Here is a 16,178-nt window from a genome sequence, read left to right on the forward strand (position 1 = left end):
CGCGGCACGCGCCCCGCGCGCGCCCGCGACCGATCCGAGACACCGTCAGGAGACAGCAATGAGCGAGACCACCGAGACCGCGACGCACGGCGTCGACCTCACCGACGTCGCGGCCGAGAAGGTCCGCAGCCTCCTCGAGCAGGAGGGGCGCGACGACCTGCGCCTGCGCATCGCGGTCCAGCCGGGCGGCTGCTCGGGCCTGATCTACCAGCTCTACTTCGACGAGCGCGTGCTCGACGGCGACGCGCTGCGCGACTTCGACGGCGTCGAGGTCGTCGTGGACCGGATGAGCGTCCCCTACCTCGAGGGCGCGACCATCGACTTCGCGGACACGATCGAGAAGCAGGGCTTCACGATCGACAACCCGAACGCGGGCTCGTCCTGCGCGTGCGGCGGCTCCTTCAGCTGACCCGCACCGCCTGACGCCCCGAGGGCCCCGGACCGCACGGTCCGGGGCCCTCGTGCGTCCCGGGGCCGCCGCGGCGGCGCAGTGGTCAGAGGTCGGTCAGCCCCGCGTCGCGGCGGATCGCCGCCACGACGCCCGGCAGGGCGGCGCAGAACCGGTCCACGTCCGCAGCGGTGGTCCCGACGGGCAGCGACAGCCGCACGTTCCCCTGGGTCAGCGCGCCCATCGCCGCGAGGACGTGGCTGGGCTCGTCCGTGGCCGAGGTGCACGCCGACCCGGACGCCACCGCGAACCCGGCCCGGTCGAGCGCCGTGACGACGGCCTCGCCGTCGACGTACAGGCAGGAGAACGTCAGCACGTGCGGCAGCCGCCCGTCGGTCGGCCCGGCGACGTCGACCTCCGGCACCTCCGCGGCCACCCGGGCCCGGAGTCGCTCCACCACGGCGTGCCGCGGGTCGGACCCGGCGGCGACCCGGGCCGCGGCCGCCTGCAGCGCGACGGCGGCCGCCAGCGCGGCGGGGACGGAGACGCCGCCCGGGAACCAGCGGTCCTCGTCCCCGGCGCCGGCGGGCGGCACGGGGGAGCGGCGCACCCCGGCGCGGGTCGCGAGCACCGCCACGCCGGGCAGGGCGCCGACGTCGCCGGGGTCCAGGGTCAGGACGTCCCACTCCGGCCCGACGGGGGTGTGCCCGAACGAGGACCCGGCGTCGACGAGGAGCGGCACGCCCGCGGCGCGCGCGGCCTCGTGGGCCCCGGCGACCGGCTGGAGCGTGCCGACCTCGCCGTTCGCGTGCTGCACCGCCGCCAGCGCCACGCCCGGGCGCGCCACGGCGTCGGCGAACGCGTCGAGGTCGAGGCGCCCGTGCCGGTCGACCCGGACCTCGACGAGGGACCCCGCAGCCCCGGCCGCGTCCAGCACGGCCCGGCGCTCGACCGCCGAGGCGACCACCGACGTCCCGACCCGCCGCCGTCCCCGCGCGACCGTCAGCACCGCGCCGTGCAGCGCAGCGGTGTGCGACGGCGCGAGGTCGACCTCCTCGGTGCGGGCGCCCACGAGCGCCGCCACCGCCTCGCGCGCGCCGTCGAGCAGGGCACGGGCGCGCCGCCCCTCGGTGTGCAGGCGGCGCGGGTCCGACCAGCCCTCGTCGAGGGCGGCGAGGAACGCCTCGCGCGCGGCGGGCAGCACGGGCGCGCGGCCGCCGGCGTCCAGGACGACGCGGCGGGCGGCGGCGGGGGAGTCGGTCACCCGGGCACGCTACCGGCCGGTGCGGCACGCCCGGCCGGGGCGGCGGATCCGCAGGCGACGCACAGGCCGGTCAGGGACGTGATCCAGATGACACTGCGTCACAAAGTGGCGTCCGCGGGCGATTCCGAGGCAACGACAAGCCGACCAGCGCGCTACGCTGCACGGGATCGAGGACATAGGTCCTAGGTGACTTCCCTGTCGGGCGACGCACGGTGCGGTGTCGTGCGCGACGGGGACCGACGTGGAAGGCCCCCGGTGCGCTCGCAGACCCCCCGCCGCCCCTGGCGGACCCGACTGGCCGTCGCGGGCGCCGCGACGACCGTCGCCCTGGCGCTCGCCGGATGCTCGCCCGAGGCCCAGCGAGGCTGGCTGCCCGGCGACTCCGACAACGAGATCACGAACCAGACCGGACGGATCACGAACCTCTGGGTCGGCTCCTGGGTGGCCGCCCTGCTGGTCGGCATCCTGGTCTGGGGCCTGATCCTCTGGTGCGTCACGGTGTACCGGAAGCGCAAGGACGACGACCAGCTCCCCGTGCAGCTGCGGTACCACGTGCCGCTCGAGATCATGTACGTGATCCTGCCGATCATCATGGTCGGCGTGCTGTTCTACTACACGGCGCGCGACATGACCGAGATCCAGGACACCTCTGCCGAGCCCGACATGACCGTCCAGGTCATCGGCAAGCAGTGGAGCTGGGACTTCAACTACGTCGACGACGACGTGTACGACACTGGCCAGCACGCCCAGGAGGTCGGCGCGACCGGCGTCCTCGCGGACCAGCCGACGCTGTACCTCCCGGTGGGTGAGCGCGTCGAGTTCGTGCTCGACTCCCGCGACGTCATCCACTCGTTCTGGGTGCCCGCGTTCCTCTACAAGCAGGACATGATCCCGGGGCGCACCAACACGTTCCAGGTCGTCCCGCAGGTCGAGGGCGAGTACGTCGGCAAGTGCGCCGAGCTCTGCGGCGAGGAGCACTCGTCGATGCTGTTCAACGTGAAGGTCGTGTCGCGCGAGGAGTACGACGCGCACATCGACGAGCTGCGGGACGCCGGCCAGGACGGCCAGCTCGGGCTCGACTACAGCCGCCTGCAGGACGTCCGCTCCGACTCCTCCGACACTCCCGAGGAGAACTGATGGCCGCCACCGTCGAGGCCGTGCCGGGGCTCGCCCCCCGCCGCCAGACCCTGGGCCGCACGATCGTCAAGTGGGTCACGTCGACCGACCACAAGACGATCGGCTACATGTACCTGATCACCGCGTTCGTGTGGTTCGCGATCGGCGGCATCATGGCGCTGCTGATCCGCGCCGAGCTGTTCGAGCCCGGCATCCAGATCGTGCAGAGCAAGGAGCAGTACAACCAGCTCTTCACGATGCACGGCACGATCATGCTGCTGCTGTTCGCGACGCCGCTGTTCGCGGCTTTCGCGAACATCATCATGCCGTTGCAGATCGGCGCCCCCGACGTCGCGTTCCCGCGGCTCAACGCGTTCTCGTACTGGCTGTACCTGTTCGGCGGCCTGATCGCCGCGGGCGGGTTCCTGACCCCGCAGGGCGCGGCGTCGTTCGGCTGGTTCGCGTACGCGCCGCTGTCGAACTCGGTCTACTCGCCGGGCGCCGGCGGCGACCTGTGGGTGTTCGGCCTCGCGCTGACCGGCTTCGGCACGATCCTCGGTGCGGTCAACTTCATCACCACGATCGTCACGATGCGCGCGCCGGGCATGACCATGTTCCGGATGCCGATCTTCACCTGGAACACGCTCGTCACCAGCCTGCTGGTGCTGATGGCGTTCCCGCCGCTGGCCGCCGCGCTGTTCGCGCTGGGTGCCGACCGCCGCCTCGGCGCGCAGGTCTTCAACCCCGAGAACGGCGGCGCCATCCTCTGGCAGCACCTGTTCTGGTTCTTCGGGCACCCCGAGGTCTACATCATCGCCCTGCCGTTCTTCGGCATCGCGACCGAGATCCTCCCGGTGTTCAGCCGCAAGCCGGTGTTCGGCTACAAGGGCCTCGTCTACGCGACGATCGCGATCGCGGCCCTGTCCGTCACCGTGTGGGCGCACCACATGTACGTGACCGGCGCGGTCCTGCTGCCGTTCTTCGCGCTGATGACGATGCTCATCGCGGTGCCGACAGGCGTGAAGTTCTTCAACTGGATCGGCACGATGTGGCGCGGCAAGCTCACGTTCGAGACACCGATGCTCTGGACGATCGGCTTCCTGACGACCTTCCTGTTCGGCGGTCTGACCGGCATCATCCTGTCCAGCCCGGCGCTCGACTTCCAGGTCTCGGACACGTACTTCGTCGTCGCGCACTTCCACTACGTGGTGTTCGGCACCGTCGTGTTCATGATGTTCGGCGGCATGTACTACTGGTGGCCGAAGTTCACCGGCCGCATGCTGAACGAGCGCCTGGGCAAGGTGCACTTCTGGCTGCTGTTCATCGGCTTCCACATGACGTTCCTCATCCAGCACTGGCTGGGCGTGGTCGGCATGCCGCGCCGGTACGCGGACTACTCGCCCGAGGACGGGTTCACCTGGATGAACCAGCTCTCGACCATCGGCTCGATGATCCTCGCGATCTCCACGCTGCCGTTCCTGTGGAACGTCTACATCACCTGGCGCCGGGCGCCGAAGGTCACCGTCGACGACCCGTGGGGCTACGGCCAGTCGCTCGAGTGGGCCACGTCCTGCCCGCCGCCGCGGCACAACTTCACGTCGCTGCCGCGCATCCGGTCCGAGCGCCCCGCGTTCGACCTGCACCACCCCGAGGTGGCGGCCATGGACCACGTCGAGCCCGAGCCCGGGTTCTTCGACTGGGAGGCCGAGCGCACGGGGGAGCAGAGCGTCGCCCGCGACCGCGCCGACCACGGCGGCGGCCAGGAGGAGCAGTCCAGCGCGACCATCGTGGACGACCGTCCGCGCAGCACCGACGACGAGGAGGGCCGGGACAAGTGAGCAGGCTCGACGAGTTCGGCGGCGCGAAGCCGTCCGTGTCCGGCGGCGAGCGGCCGCGGCACGCCATGAAGGTGGAGCCCTACCTCTTCCTGGGCGGGATCCTGTTCTTCATCCCGATCGGCCTGATCTACGCCTGGTGGAGCGGCGGCGAGCCCGTCGGCACCGTCGGCATCCCGCTGGTCGGCGGACTGGTGGGCATGATCGGCGGCTACCTGCTGCTGCTCTCCCGCCGGATCGACGCCCGCCCGGAGGACGACCCGGAGGCGCTCATCGCGGAGGGCGCCGGCGACCAGGGCGTGTTCAGCCCGTGGAGCTGGTGGCCCATCACGATCGCGTTCGCCGGCGCGCTGGTGTTCCTCGGCATGGCGATCGGCTGGTGGCTGCTGTACATCGGCGGCGCGCTGGGCATCATCGGCCTGATCGGGTGGATCTTCGAGTTCTCCCGCGGCCAGCACGCGCACTGAGCGCAGGCGCACCGCACGGCACGACGGGCCGGGCACCCCACGGGGTGCCCGGCCCGTCGCCGTATGCCGGTCGGATCTCGACCGGCCGGACCGTCCGCGCCGCCCACGCCCCCCGCGCCGCCCCGGTCCCGGCGCCTGGGTGGGCGGCGCACGGGTGAGCGGGGCGTCGACGGCGGCCCGCTCGTGCCTGCCGGCGGCCCGCTGCGGGCACGAGAGAGGCCGGCCCGCCCCGGAGGGCGGACCGGCCTCGCGCAGCCGTCAGAAGGCGCTCAGAGCGACGGGACGATCAGGCCCGAGGTCTGCGTGCGCGCGCGGGCGAACCGCTCGCCGGCGTCCGCCCAGTTCACGATGTTCCACCACGCCTTGACGTAGTCCGCCTTGACGTTGACGTAGTCGAGGTAGAACGCGTGCTCCCACATGTCGAGCACGACGATCGGCACGATGCCCAGCGGGATGTTGCCCTGCTGGTCGTACAGCTGCACGATCACGAGCTTCTGGCCGATGGAGTCCCAGGCCAGGATCGACCAGCCCGAGCCCATGATGGTCGTCGCGTTGGCGGTGAAGTGCGCCTGGAACTTGTCGAACGAGCCGAAGAACTCGTCGATCGCCGCGGCCAGCTCGCCGACCGGCTTGTCGCCGCCGTCGGGGGAGAGGTTCTCCCAGAACACCGAGTGGTTCACGTGGCCGCCGAGGTTGAAGGCCAGGGTCTTCTCCAGGCCGGCCACGGCGGCGAAGTCGCCGGACTCCCGGGCACCCGCCAGCTTCTCCAGCGTCGTGTTGGCGCCGGCCACGTACGTCGCGTGGTGCTTGTCGTGGTGCAGCTCCATGATGCGGCCGGAGATGTGCGGCTCGAGCGCCGCGTAGTCGTAGGGCAGGTCCGGAAGGGTGTAGTCAGCCATCAGTGCCTCTCTGAGCTCAGGCCCCGGCTCGGTTCGCCGCGGCGGAGTCTTCGCAGTCGGTGCGCCCCGCCGTCGGGCGGGCGCACCTCCTCTGTCGTACCACGACCGGGTGGTCCCCGGCCTCCCGGGCCGGGATCCGGCTCGGTGGTGCGACGGGTCCGGCGACCTGCGGGGACGACGACGCCCGGGCCGCTCCGGCGGTGAGCCGGTGCGACCCGGGCGGGGTCGTCCTGTCGATCGCCTCGCCCACCCGGTGCAACGACCGGGCGCGCGGGATGATTCCCCAGGTCAGCGCTGGTTTCAGGGGCGCTTGGTGCCCTGCGTGCCCTCGGTGTCCTCGGGCTCGGGGGCGAGGTGCCGGCTGCCGGACGCGCCGGCGGTCAGCTCCTCGCGCTGCTCGTCGTGCGCGAGCGGCAGGGCGTCGTGGCCGCCGTGCGACTGGGCCGCGGCGAGCTCCGCCGGGGTGACGGGCTCGACCCGGTCCTCGTAGAAGACCTTCGAGAGCCGGCGCCGCGCGGCGTCGATCCGGTAGCCCTTGCGGCGCACGCCGCGCGAGTCCTCGGCCGGCTCGATCTCGAGCGGGCGACGGGGCTCGTGCTGCACGCGGAGCCAGCGCTCGTGGGCGTCGAGGGGCTTGTGCACCTCGATGTACTCGCCGGACGCGAACCGGACGATGCGGCCGGTCTCGTGGCCGTGCAGGACCAGCTCGCGGTCCTTGCGCTGCAGCGCCAGGCAGATGCGCTTCGTGATCCAGAACGCCAGCGGCGGGGCCACGAAGAACAGCACCCGGAACGTCCACGTGATGTCGTTGATCGACAGGTGGAAGTGCGTCGCGATGAGGTCGTTAGACCCGGCGAGCACCAGGATCATGAAGGCCGTCAGGAAGGCGACCCCGAACGCGGTGCGGAACGGGGCGTTGCGCGGGCGGTCGAGCACGTGGTGCTCGCGCTTGTCGCCGGTGGCGAACGCCTCGAGGAACGGCCACAGCGCGAGGACCGTGAACAGCAGGCCGGGGATGACCACGCCGGGGACGAGGATGTTCATCGAGACCGTGTACTGGCCGATGACGAACTCCCAGCCCGGCATCAGGCGCAGGCCGCCCTCCAGGAACAGCATGTACCAGTCGGGCTGCGCGCCCGCGGACACGACGCCCGGGTCGAACGGGCCGTAGTTCCAGACCGGGTTGATCGTCAGGGTCGCCGCCATGAGGGCGATGACCGCGAACACCACGAAGAAGAAGCCGCCGGCCTTGGCCACGTACACGGGGAACAGCGGGTAGCCGACGACGTTCTTGTCGGTGCGGCCCGAGCCCGGGTACTGGGTGTGCTTGTGCAGCACGACCATGAGCAGGTGCAGGCCGATCAGCGCGAGGATCAGCGCCGGGATCAGCAGGATGTGCACCGTGAACAGGCGGGGGATCAGCTCCGTGCCCGGGAACTCGCCGCCGAACAGCGCGAACGAGATGTACGAGCCGAGGATCGGGATCGCGCGGGCCACGCCGTCCGCGATGCGCAGGCCGTTGCCGGACAGCACGTCGTCGGGGAGCGAGTAGCCGGAGAAGCCGGCCAGCAGGCCGAGGATCATCAGCGTGAAGCCGACGAGCCAGTTGAGCTCGCGCGGCTTGCGGAACGCGCCGGTGAAGAACACGCGCATCATGTGCGTCACGATCGACGCCATGAAGATCAGCGCGGCCCAGTGGTGGATCTGCCGCATGAGCAGGCCGCCGCGGACCTCGAACGACAGGCGCAGCGTCGAGGCGAACGCCTCGGACATCTGCACGCCGTCCATCGCGGCCCAGGGGCCGTGGTAGTGCACCTCGGTCATGGAGGGCACGAAGAACATCGTGAGGAACGTGCCCGAGATGAGCAGCACCACGAAGGAGTAGAGCGCGATCTCACCCAGGAGGAACGACCAGTGGTCGGGGAAGATCTTGCGCGCGAACTCCTTGACGGCGTTGCCGACGCCGGTGCGCTGGTCCAGGTAGTCCGCGGTCGCCGCGGCGGCGCGCGTGGTGCGCGTCGGCGGTGCCGGGGGAGAGTCGACGGTGCTCACGTGAGGCGCTCCCAGAAGGACGGGCCGATGGGGGAGTCGAACCCGTGCTGCGCGACGAGGTAGCCCTCGTCGTCCACGGTGATCGGCAGCTGGGGCAGCGGGCGGTGCGCGGGGCCGAAGACCACCTTGGCGCCGTCGGCGGCGTCGAAGGTCGACTGGTGGCACGGGCACAGGATGTGGTGCGTCTGCTGCTCGTAGAGGGCGACGGGGCACCCGACGTGGGTGCAGATCTTCGAGAAGGCCAGGATGCCGTCGTAGCTCCAGCCCTCGCCCTGCTCGGACTTGATGTCGCGCGGGTCCATGCGGACCATCAGCACGACGGCCTTGGCCTTCTCGTTGAGCGGGTGCTCGGTCTCCTCGAGGCCCTCGGGGATGACGTGGAAGGCCGAGCCGATGGTGACGTCGGACGCCTTGATCGGGCGGCCGGACGGGTCGATCGTCAGGCGGGTGCCGCGGCGCCACATCGTCCGCTTGGACTGCGAGACGTCCCAGCCGCCGCCGAGGTTGCCGACGAGCGGCACGGCGATCGCCAGCGGGAACAGCGCCAGCGAGGTGACCATCGCGCCCTTCAGCACGCCGCGGCGGCCGATGGACGAGTCCTTGGCGCCCTCGCGCAGGGCCTCGACGGCCTTGACGCGGACGGACTCCGACGACGCGGTGGGGTGGCGGTCCTCGGCGCGCTCGTGGTCGTTCATGAGCGCCTTGGCCCAGTGCACGGCGGCGAGGCCGATGCCGGCCAGGCCGAGGAACAGGCCCAGGCCGAGCAGCAGGTTCGACAGCCGCATGGTGCCGACGGTCTCGCCCGGGGGCACCAGCGCGTACGCGACGATCGCGCCGATGGTGCCGAGGATCGAGATCGTGAAGAGGACGACGACCTGCCGCTCGGCGCGCTTCTGCGCCTTCGGGTCGGTGTCGCCCACACGCGCGCGGTGCTCGTGCAGGCCCGGGTCGTCGAACCGCTCGGGGAGCGGGCCGTCGCCGCGGGTCGTGACGTCCGTGGACGGGTCGTGGTGCGTGCTCACGAGGACTTGGCTCCGATCCAGACCGAGGCGCCGATCAGCAGGCCGATGCCGATGACCCAGGCCCACAGGCCCTCGCCGACCGGGCCCAGCGAACCGAGGGTCAGGCCGCCGGGCGACCCGTCGCGCTGCTCGTCGAGGTAGGCGATGATGTCGCGCTTCTCGTCCGGGGTGATGTTGGCGTCGTTGAACACCGGCATCGACTGCGGGCCGGTCAGCATCGCCTCGTAGATGTGCGTGGGGGACGTCTCGGTGAGCGCGGGCGCCCACTTGCCCTGCGACAGCGCGCCACCGGCGCCGACCGCGTTGTGGCACATGGCGCAGTTCGTGCGGAACAGGGCCATGCCGTTGGCGGCGTCGCCCTTGCTCGGGTCGACCTGCTCCTCGGACGGGATCGCCGGGCCGGCGCCCAGGGACGCGACGTACGCCGCGAGCTGCGCGATCTGCTCGTCGTCGAACTGGACCGGCTTGGCCTGGATCTGCGCGCCGTTCATCTGCGCGGGCATGCGACCGGTGCCGACCTGGAAGTCGACCGCGGCGGCACCCACGCCGATGAGGGACGGGCCGCCGGCGCCGCCGTCGACGGCCTCCCGGCCCTCGGCGGAGACGCCGTGGCAGGTGGCGCAGTTGGCCTGGAACAGCTTCTGACCGGCGGCGACGTCGCTCTCGCTGGCCGCAGCCTGCGCCGCGTCGGCGCTGGCGGGCTGGGCGATCGCGTACACCGCTCCGGTCAGCAGCAGCGCCAGCAGGAGCAGCACGACCGGCGCTGACCGGTGGTGCCTGCGGGCGGCGAGTGCCTTCACGGATGGATCCTCGTCTCGGGCGTGCGGGGGGCTCTACGGGGGGACTGCGGGTGGTGCTGGCTGGTCACTTGATGAGGTAGATGGTCGCGAACAGCGCGATCCACACCACGTCGACGAAGTGCCAGTAGTAGGAGGTCACGATGGCGGTGGTCGCCTCGTGGTGGCCGAACCGCTTCGAGGTGAACGAGCGGCCCAGCAGGAACAGGAAGGCGATGAGGCCGCCGACCACGTGCAGGCCGTGGAAGCCGGTGGTCAGGTAGAACACCGAGCCGTACGGGCTGGAGGAGATGGTCAGGCCCTCGTGCACGAGCTCGGCGTACTCGAAGACCTGCCCGCCGATGAAGAAGGCGCCCATGATGTAGGTGAGCGTCATCCACTCGTTCATGCCCCAGCCGCGCACGTTGAGCAGCGAGCCGGAGCGGACCGGCTGGAACCGCTCGGCGGCCCAGACGCCCATCTGGCAGGTGACCGACGACAGCAGCAGCACCGTCGTGTTGATCGCCGCGAACGTGACGTTGAGCTTCTCCGTCTGGAGCGCCCACTCCTCCGGCACCGTCGCGCGGAGGGTGAAGTACATGGCGAACAGGCCCGCGAAGAACATGAGCTCCGAGGCCAGCCACACGATCGTCCCGACCGACACGGGGTTCGGTCGGTTGACGCTCACGTGGGGAGCGGAGGCGGGGGCAGCCGTTGCGGTCGTCACGCCTGTCAGTATGGCTTATGACGGCTGTGCGTGGGTCCTTAGTCCCCGTACGTCGCCGAGGTTTCTGTCACATCGTCACCTCGTTCCGCGCGTTCGCGGGCAGGTCGGAGCGTCGCGACCGGCGTGTCGGCGCTCGTGCCAAGATGCAGGGCAGGGACGCGCGCGACACGTCCCCCCGCACGAGCGAAGGACCACCATGGCCGCTGACGCCACCCCCGCCGCGCCCGCCGAGGGCCCGCGCATCCTGCTCTACAGCGACGACGTCGACACGCGCGCGCAGGTGCGCCTGGGCGTCGGCCGCCGGCTCGGCCGCGGTGCGCCGGACATCCGGTGGAGCGAGGTCGCGACGCCGGAGGCCGCGCTCGCGCAGGCGGAGACCGGGACCTACGACCTGCTCGTGCTCGACGGCGAGGCCGCCAAGGTCGGCGGCATGGCGCTCGCGCGCCAGGTCAAGGACGAGGTGTTCCGCTGCCCGCCGGTGCTGGTGCTGACCGGCCGGCCGCAGGACGCGTGGCTCGCCGCCTGGTCCGACGCGGACGGCGTCGTCTCCCAGCCCCTCGACCCGGTCGAGCTGCACGACGCCGTCGTCGGCCTGCTCGCCCGGACCCCCGCGGCATGACCGAGCAGGTCACCTGGTCCGACCTGCTCACCACGCTCGTCGAGGGCCGGGACCTCGACGAGGCCCAGACCGCCTGGGCCATGGACGAGATCATGTCCGGCTCCGCCTCCCCGGCCCGCGTGGCCGGCTTCCTCACCGCGCTGCGCGCGAAGGGGGAGACGGTCGCCGAGCTGACGGCGCTGGCCGACACGATGCTCGCGCACGCCCTGCGGTTCGAGGTGCCGGGCCGGGCGGTCGACATCGTCGGCACCGGCGGCGACCGGGCGCACACCGTCAACGTCTCGACCATGGCGTCCGTCGTCGTCGCGGGCACGGGCGTGCGCGTGGTCAAGCACGGCAACCGGGCGGCGTCGTCGTCCTCCGGGTCCGCCGACGTGCTCGAGGCACTGGGCATCCGGCTCGACCAGACCCCCGAGCGCGTCGCGCAGCTCGCGTCCGAGGTCGGCATCACGTTCTGCTTCGCCCTGACGTTCCACCCCGCGATGCGGCACGTCGCGGTCGCGCGGCGGGACCTCGGCATCAAGACGGTGTTCAACTTCCTCGGCCCGCTCACCAACCCGGCGCAGCCGGCAGCGGCAGCGATCGGCGTGGCCGACGCGCGGATGGCGGGCCTGGTCGCGGGCGTGCTCGCGCGGCGCGGCACCGAGGCGCTGGTGTTCCGGGGCGACGACGGGCTCGACGAGCTCGCGCCGACGGGGACGTCGCACGTCTGGCACGTCGAGGGCGGCGCGGTGACGGAGCACGTGCTCGACCCCGTGGCCGACCTCGGGCTCGCGCCGGTGACGGTCGCGGACCTGCGGGGCGCCGACGCGGCGTTCAACGCCGGCGTGGCGCAGGCCGTGCTCGCGGGCGAGGCGGTGGCGTCGCGGGAGACCGTGCTGCTCAACGCGGCGGCGGCGCTGGTCGCCGACGGCAGCCTGCCCGGCACCGGGGCGTCCGGCGGCGACCTCGTGGCGCGGCTGCGCGCGGGGCTGTCGCACGCGGCCGCGGGCGTGGACTCGGGCGCGGCGGCAGAGGTCCTGGAGCGCTGGCGCGCGGCCTCGGCCTGACCCGGCGGGCTCGTCGGGGCTCGCGACGCTGACCGAGCAGCCGACGCGCCGAGCGAGCATCCGTCGCCTGCTCGCTCGGCGCGTCCGCTACCCGCTCGGCGTCGGGGCGACGCCGGGCGGTCAGTCCTCGATGCCGAGGGCGAACGCCTGCTCGAGGTCGTGCTGCGAGTAGGTGCGGAACGCGATGAACGTCTGGGTGCGGACGACGCCTTCCACCTTGCTGACCCTGTCCGCGATGATGTCGGCCAGCTCCTCGTGCTCGCGGACGCGCACCATGGCGATGAGGTCGACGCCGCCCGTGACGGAGTAGACCTCGCTCACGCCCGGGATGTTGGCGATGGCGGCGGCGGCCTCGGGGATGCGGTCGGCGTCGGTGTCGATGTGCACGATGGCGGTCAGCATGACGCCATCATGCCGCGCCGGCGGCCCCCTCGGCGGGGTCCTCGGGCCCGTGCGTCGCCGCGCCGGTCCGGCGGGGTGCGTGCAGGTCGGCCGCGCGGGCGAGCCCGGGGACGTCGCGGAGGTCCGGGCGGGCCTCGACCCCCGGGACCCCGGCCGCCCCGACGTCGGCCGTCCGCGCGACCCCGGGCCCCGCGCCGAGCCCGGAGAGCCCCGCGACCCCGGGCGCCGTGCCGAGCCCGGAGAACCCCTCGACCCCGGGCGCCGTGCCGAGCCCCGAGGCACCACCCAGGCCGAACCCCGCGCCCGCCTCGGCGGCCTCGGCCGTGAACCGGGCGTCGCGCTCCGCCCACCCCGGCGCCGCCGCGCCGTCCCCGGCCACCCCGTCCACCGTGTCGACCGCCTCGCCCAGCGCGGCGGCCGCCTCCCGCCCGGCCGCGACGGCGTCGGCGGGGTCGGTCCGCGCCTGCGCCGAGCGCACCGGGTAGGCCCACGGCTCGCTCACGCCCACGATCCGCACGCCGGGCCGGCCGAGCCAGGCCAGCACGAGATCGGCCTCCTCGGGGTGCCCGGCGGGTGCCGGGGCGACGGGCGGCGCGACGTGCTCGCCGGTCACCCGCAGCGACTCGACGGCGGGCATCGGGTCGCTGCCCCGAGGCACCAGCGCCGTCCCGGCGAGCCGCCCGTGCCGGACGAGCACGACCTCCCAGCCGCCCGAGTCCGTGCGCCGGGCCGCGATCAGCTCCGCGCACGCCGCGAGCGGCGCGAGGCGCTGGGACCGGGCCGAGCCGCGCAGGAACGCCGCGAGCCGGTCGCGGACCGTGACGGCCTCCTCGAACCGCTCCCGGCCGACGAGGGCGTCGATCCGGGCGGTGTGGGCGCCGACGACCGCCGCCGGGTCGGCCAGCATCGCGTCCCGGACGGCCGCGACGGTCTCCGCGTACTCCGCGGCGGCCTCCGGGCGCACGCACGGGGCGGGGCAGCGGCCGATCTCGGCGAGGTGGCACGCGCTGGCCCCGGGCGCCGGGACGAGCGGCAGCCGCGCGGTGCACCGCCGGATCGCGAACGCGTCGTGCAGCGCCTCGACCGCCGACTGCGCGGCCGCGCGCGACGCGAACGGACCGATGTGCGTGGCGTCGTCCCGGACCTCGCGCACGACGGACAGCCGCGGGAACGCCTCGGCGGTGAGCCGGACCCACGGCATCCGCTCGGGGGACCGGGACCGGCGGTTGTAGCGGGGGTTGTGCTCGGCGATGAGCCGGAGCTCACGCACCTGCGCCTCCAGCGGCGTCGCGCACACGACGGGCGTGACCGCCTGCGCGATGCGGACCATCTCCCGCATCCGGGTCCGCTTCTCGGCGGCCGTGAAGTACGAGCGCACCCGCTTGCGGAGCGACGTCGAGGTGCCGACGTACAGCACCTCGTCCTTCGGTCCCCGGAACAGGTACACCCCGGGCAGGTCGGGCAGGCCGTCGGCGAGCGTGCGCTTGCGGCGCACGTCGGCCGGCACGGCGTCCGCGGCGGTGGCCAGGTCCTCCAGGTGCGTGATGCCGAGCGGCGCGAGCCGGCCGAGCAGGGCGTGCAGCACGTCGACGGTGGCGCGGGCGTCGGCCAGCGCGCGGTGCTCGGGGGTCGTGGTCGCGTGGAACAGGCCGGCGAGGGTGCTGAGCTTGTGGTTCGGCGCCTCGTCGCGGGTCACCACGCGGCGCGCCAGCCGGACGGTGTCGACGACCGGGAAGCCCGGCCACGCGTGCCCCGTCTCCGCGGCGGCGGCCTTGAGGAACCCGACGTCGAACGGCGCGTTGTGCGCGACGAGGACGGAGCCGCGGGCGAACTCGAGGAACGAGGGCAGCACCTCGGCGATCCTCGGGGCGCCGATCACCATGGCCGTCGTGATCCCGGTGAGCACCTGGATCTGCGCGGGCACGGGGCCGCCCGGGTCGACGAGCGTCTGGAACTCGCCCAGCACCTCGCCGCCCCGGACCTTGACCGCGCCGACCTCGGTGATGGCGGACGCGCCGGGCGCGGCGCCGGTGGTCTCCAGGTCGACCACCACGAACGTGACGTCGTGCAGCGGGGTGCCGATGTCCTCCAGCGTCACCTGGACGGGCCGGCCGGTCTGCGGCGCCGCGAGGTCGGGTCGGGGCGGGACGGGAGACCGGTGGACCATGCGCCGCACGCTAGCCGCGCCCTCCGACACGCCCCGGCGGTCCCGCCCCCCACCTGCGGCCCCGTAGGGTGACGCGCATGCCCGAGCCCGCCCCCGACGCCGTGCCCGAGGCCGTGCGCGCCGCCGTGCTGCCGCTCGCGGCGGAGGTGCTGGGGGCGCTCGACCCGGGCGCCGTCCCGGCGTCGCTCGCCGCCGTGCGCCGGTTCGCCCCGCGCCGCCGGGTGACGGCCGGGGCCGGACCGCTGTGGCTCGCCGTCGAGCGCGACGACGCGTTCCGGGCCCGCGTCGCGCGGGCCTGGTCGCACGCGCACCCGGACCTGGCGGCCGACCTGCTCGCCGACCCGCCCGCGCCCGGCGTGCCCGAGGCCCGGCTCGACCTCGCGGTGGGGGCCGCGCTGCTGCGCCCCGACGGCTGGGAGGCGCGGCTCTCGGCGCTCGGCACGCCGCCCGCCGGCGACGACGAGCCGGCGCAGCCCGACGCCGACCACGCGCACCGCGCCCACCGCGCCGAGGCCGAGGTCCGCCGGCTGGCCGCCCGGCTGACCGCCGAGACCGAGCGCGCGGACGGCGCCGAGGCGGAGCTGGTCTCGCTGCGCCGCGAGCTGCGCCGGCTGCGCTCCGACGCCGACCGGTCGCGCGCCGAGGCCCGCCGCGCCGCCGAGCACGCCGCCGAGGTCGCGGCCGCCGCCGAGCGCGTGCACGCCGAGACGGCCAAGGTGCGGGCGTCGGCCGACGACGACCGGCGCCGCGCCGAGGACCTGGCGCGAGTCGCCCGGGAGGACGCCGCCGCGCTGCGGGAGCTCGCCCAGGTCCGGGTCCGGCTGCTGCTCGACACGCTCGTCGAGGCCGGGTCGGCGCTGCGCGAGGAGCTCGCGCTGCCGCCGGCCGGCCGCATGCCCGCCGACCTGGTCGCGCCGCCCGTGCCGGCGCCCGGGGGAGCGGCGCCCCGCCCGACGTCGCGCGGCCGGTTCGCGGACGACCCCGCGCTGCTCGACGACCTGCTCGCGATGCCGCGCGCGCACCTGCTGGTCGACGGCTACAACGTGTCCAAGCTGGCGTGGCCGGACCAGCCGCTCACCGAGCAGCGCCGCCGGCTGACCGAGCGGCTCGCGACGCTCGCGGGCCGCACCGGCGCCGAGGTGACGTGCTGCTTCGACGGGCGGGAGTCCGAGGCGTCCGGGCGTGCCCCCGCCGCCCCGCGCGGCGTGCGCGTGCTGTTCTCGCAGGGGGAGATCGCCGACGACCTGCTGCGCCGCCTCGTCCGGGCCGAGCCGCCGGGCCGGGTGGTGGTGGCCGTGACGAGCGACCGGGCGCTGGGCGCCGACCTGGAGGCGGCGGGCGCCCGGGTGCTCCCGTCCGCGACCCTGCTGGCCCGCCTCGGCCGCGTCTGACGGC

14 protein-coding genes and 1 pseudogene are annotated in these 16,178 nt (G+C 73.8%); 7 read left to right on the forward strand and 8 right to left on the reverse strand.

Features of this window, described 5'->3' with window-relative positions; all coding sequences use genetic code 11:
- The first annotated feature begins 58 nt into the window (after nt 1-58).
- Entirely contained in the window at nt 59-409 is a 351-nt protein-coding gene (gene erpA / locus FKM96_RS18240; RefSeq protein ID WP_147796443.1) for an iron-sulfur cluster insertion protein ErpA, read from the forward strand.
- An 85-nt stretch (nt 410-494) separates the two neighbouring features.
- On the opposite strand, the gene FKM96_RS18245 is transcribed toward erpA, so the two are convergent.
- The gene (locus FKM96_RS18245; RefSeq protein WP_147796444.1) at nt 495-1,652 is read right to left on the reverse strand and encodes a cysteine desulfurase family protein; all 1,158 of its coding nucleotides are present in this window, start codon (nt 1,650-1,652) and stop codon (nt 495-497) included.
- A gap of 255 nt (nt 1,653-1,907) precedes the next feature.
- Here FKM96_RS18245 and coxB point away from each other — a divergent pair, with 255 nt between their 5' ends.
- The 3 genes from coxB to FKM96_RS18260 all read left to right on the forward strand — a co-directional run bounded on the left by coxB (nt 1,908) and on the right by FKM96_RS18260 (nt 5,070).
- The gene (gene coxB, locus FKM96_RS18250; protein WP_147796445.1) at nt 1,908-2,789 is read left to right on the forward strand and encodes a cytochrome c oxidase subunit II; all 882 of its coding nucleotides are present in this window, start codon (nt 1,908-1,910) and stop codon (nt 2,787-2,789) included.
- On the forward strand, nt 2,789-4,606 hold the full coding sequence (gene ctaD / locus FKM96_RS18255; RefSeq protein ID WP_147796446.1) for a cytochrome c oxidase subunit I: 1,818 nt from the start codon (nt 2,789-2,791) through the stop codon (nt 4,604-4,606). Before coxB ends, ctaD begins: the two co-directional genes overlap by 1 nt.
- Nucleotides 4,607-4,671: 65 nt before the next feature.
- Nucleotides 4,672-5,070, forward strand: a complete 399-nt coding sequence (locus FKM96_RS18260) for a cytochrome c oxidase subunit 4 (RefSeq protein WP_147797219.1) — start codon at nt 4,672-4,674, stop codon at nt 5,068-5,070.
- 269 nt (nt 5,071-5,339) lie between these two features.
- On the opposite strand, the gene FKM96_RS18265 is transcribed toward FKM96_RS18260, so the two are convergent.
- From FKM96_RS18265 to FKM96_RS18285, 5 genes are all read right to left on the reverse strand, one after another.
- Nucleotides 5,340-5,969, reverse strand: a complete 630-nt coding sequence (locus tag FKM96_RS18265) for a superoxide dismutase (RefSeq protein WP_147796447.1) — start codon at nt 5,967-5,969, stop codon at nt 5,340-5,342.
- A 300-nt stretch (nt 5,970-6,269) separates the two neighbouring features.
- Nucleotides 6,270-8,021, reverse strand: a complete 1,752-nt coding sequence (locus FKM96_RS18270) for a cytochrome bc complex cytochrome b subunit (RefSeq protein ID WP_147796448.1) — start codon at nt 8,019-8,021, stop codon at nt 6,270-6,272.
- A complete protein-coding gene (locus tag FKM96_RS18275) occupies nt 8,018-9,043 on the reverse strand; it encodes a ubiquinol-cytochrome c reductase iron-sulfur subunit (RefSeq protein ID WP_147796449.1) in 1,026 nt (341 codons plus the stop codon). The genes FKM96_RS18270 and FKM96_RS18275 overlap by 4 nt, the downstream gene beginning before the upstream one ends.
- Nucleotides 9,040-9,843 carry a c-type cytochrome gene (locus FKM96_RS18280; protein ID WP_147796450.1) on the reverse strand — a complete coding sequence of 268 codons (804 nt, stop codon included), beginning with the start codon at nt 9,841-9,843 and terminating at the stop codon, nt 9,040-9,042. The genes FKM96_RS18275 and FKM96_RS18280 overlap by 4 nt, the downstream gene beginning before the upstream one ends.
- A 64-nt stretch (nt 9,844-9,907) precedes the next feature.
- Nucleotides 9,908-10,555, reverse strand: a complete 648-nt coding sequence (locus FKM96_RS18285; protein ID WP_210417475.1) for a heme-copper oxidase subunit III — start codon at nt 10,553-10,555, stop codon at nt 9,908-9,910.
- Between the two features lie 187 nt (nt 10,556-10,742).
- Between FKM96_RS18285 and FKM96_RS18290 the strand changes: the two genes are divergently transcribed.
- Nucleotides 10,743-11,165, forward strand: coding sequence for a two-component system response regulator (locus FKM96_RS18290; RefSeq protein WP_147796452.1), 423 nt, complete (start codon nt 10,743-10,745; stop codon nt 11,163-11,165).
- Complete coding sequence (gene trpD, locus FKM96_RS18295) at nt 11,162-12,214, forward strand: anthranilate phosphoribosyltransferase (protein ID WP_147796453.1); 1,053 nt, start codon at nt 11,162-11,164, stop codon at nt 12,212-12,214. The genes FKM96_RS18290 and trpD overlap by 4 nt, the downstream gene beginning before the upstream one ends.
- A 120-nt stretch (nt 12,215-12,334) precedes the next feature.
- On the opposite strand, the gene FKM96_RS18300 is transcribed toward trpD, so the two are convergent.
- Nucleotides 12,335-12,616: an Lrp/AsnC family transcriptional regulator gene (locus tag FKM96_RS18300; RefSeq protein WP_147796454.1), complete on the reverse strand. Its 282-nt coding sequence runs from the start codon at nt 12,614-12,616 to the stop codon at nt 12,335-12,337.
- A gap of 415 nt (nt 12,617-13,031) precedes the next feature.
- Nucleotides 13,032-14,783, reverse strand: a pseudogene (locus tag FKM96_RS18305) (DEDD exonuclease domain-containing protein); the annotation flags it as partial.
- A 77-nt stretch (nt 14,784-14,860) separates the two neighbouring features.
- On the opposite strand from FKM96_RS18305, the gene FKM96_RS18310 reads away from it, so the two are divergent.
- Nucleotides 14,861-16,174, forward strand: coding sequence for an NYN domain-containing protein (locus FKM96_RS18310; RefSeq protein WP_147796456.1), 1,314 nt, complete (start codon nt 14,861-14,863; stop codon nt 16,172-16,174).
- Nucleotides 16,175-16,178 lie beyond the last annotated feature (4 nt).

The sequence above is a fragment of the Cellulomonas sp. Y8 genome (assembly GCF_008033115.1).
Classification (GTDB): domain Bacteria; phylum Actinomycetota; class Actinomycetes; order Actinomycetales; family Cellulomonadaceae; genus Cellulomonas.

What these genes read in the sequence shown, in the direction of transcription:
- erpA (WP_147796443.1), top strand. Translation starts at nt 59, where the DNA reads ATGAGCGAGACCACCGAGACCGCGACGCACGGCGTCGACCTCACCGAC.
- ctaD (WP_147796446.1), top strand. Translation starts at nt 2,789, where the DNA reads ATGGCCGCCACCGTCGAGGCCGTGCCGGGGCTCGCCCCCCGCCGCCAG.
- FKM96_RS18260 (WP_147797219.1), top strand. Translation starts at nt 4,672, where the DNA reads ATGAAGGTGGAGCCCTACCTCTTCCTGGGCGGGATCCTGTTCTTCATC.
- FKM96_RS18265 (WP_147796447.1), bottom strand. Translation starts at nt 5,969, where the DNA reads ATGGCTGACTACACCCTTCCGGACCTGCCCTACGACTACGCGGCGCTC.
- FKM96_RS18290 (WP_147796452.1), top strand. Translation starts at nt 10,743, where the DNA reads ATGGCCGCTGACGCCACCCCCGCCGCGCCCGCCGAGGGCCCGCGCATC.
- trpD (WP_147796453.1), top strand. Translation starts at nt 11,162, where the DNA reads ATGACCGAGCAGGTCACCTGGTCCGACCTGCTCACCACGCTCGTCGAG.
- FKM96_RS18300 (WP_147796454.1), bottom strand. Translation starts at nt 12,616, where the DNA reads ATGCTGACCGCCATCGTGCACATCGACACCGACGCCGACCGCATCCCC.
- FKM96_RS18310 (WP_147796456.1), top strand. Translation starts at nt 14,861, where the DNA reads ATGCCCGAGCCCGCCCCCGACGCCGTGCCCGAGGCCGTGCGCGCCGCC.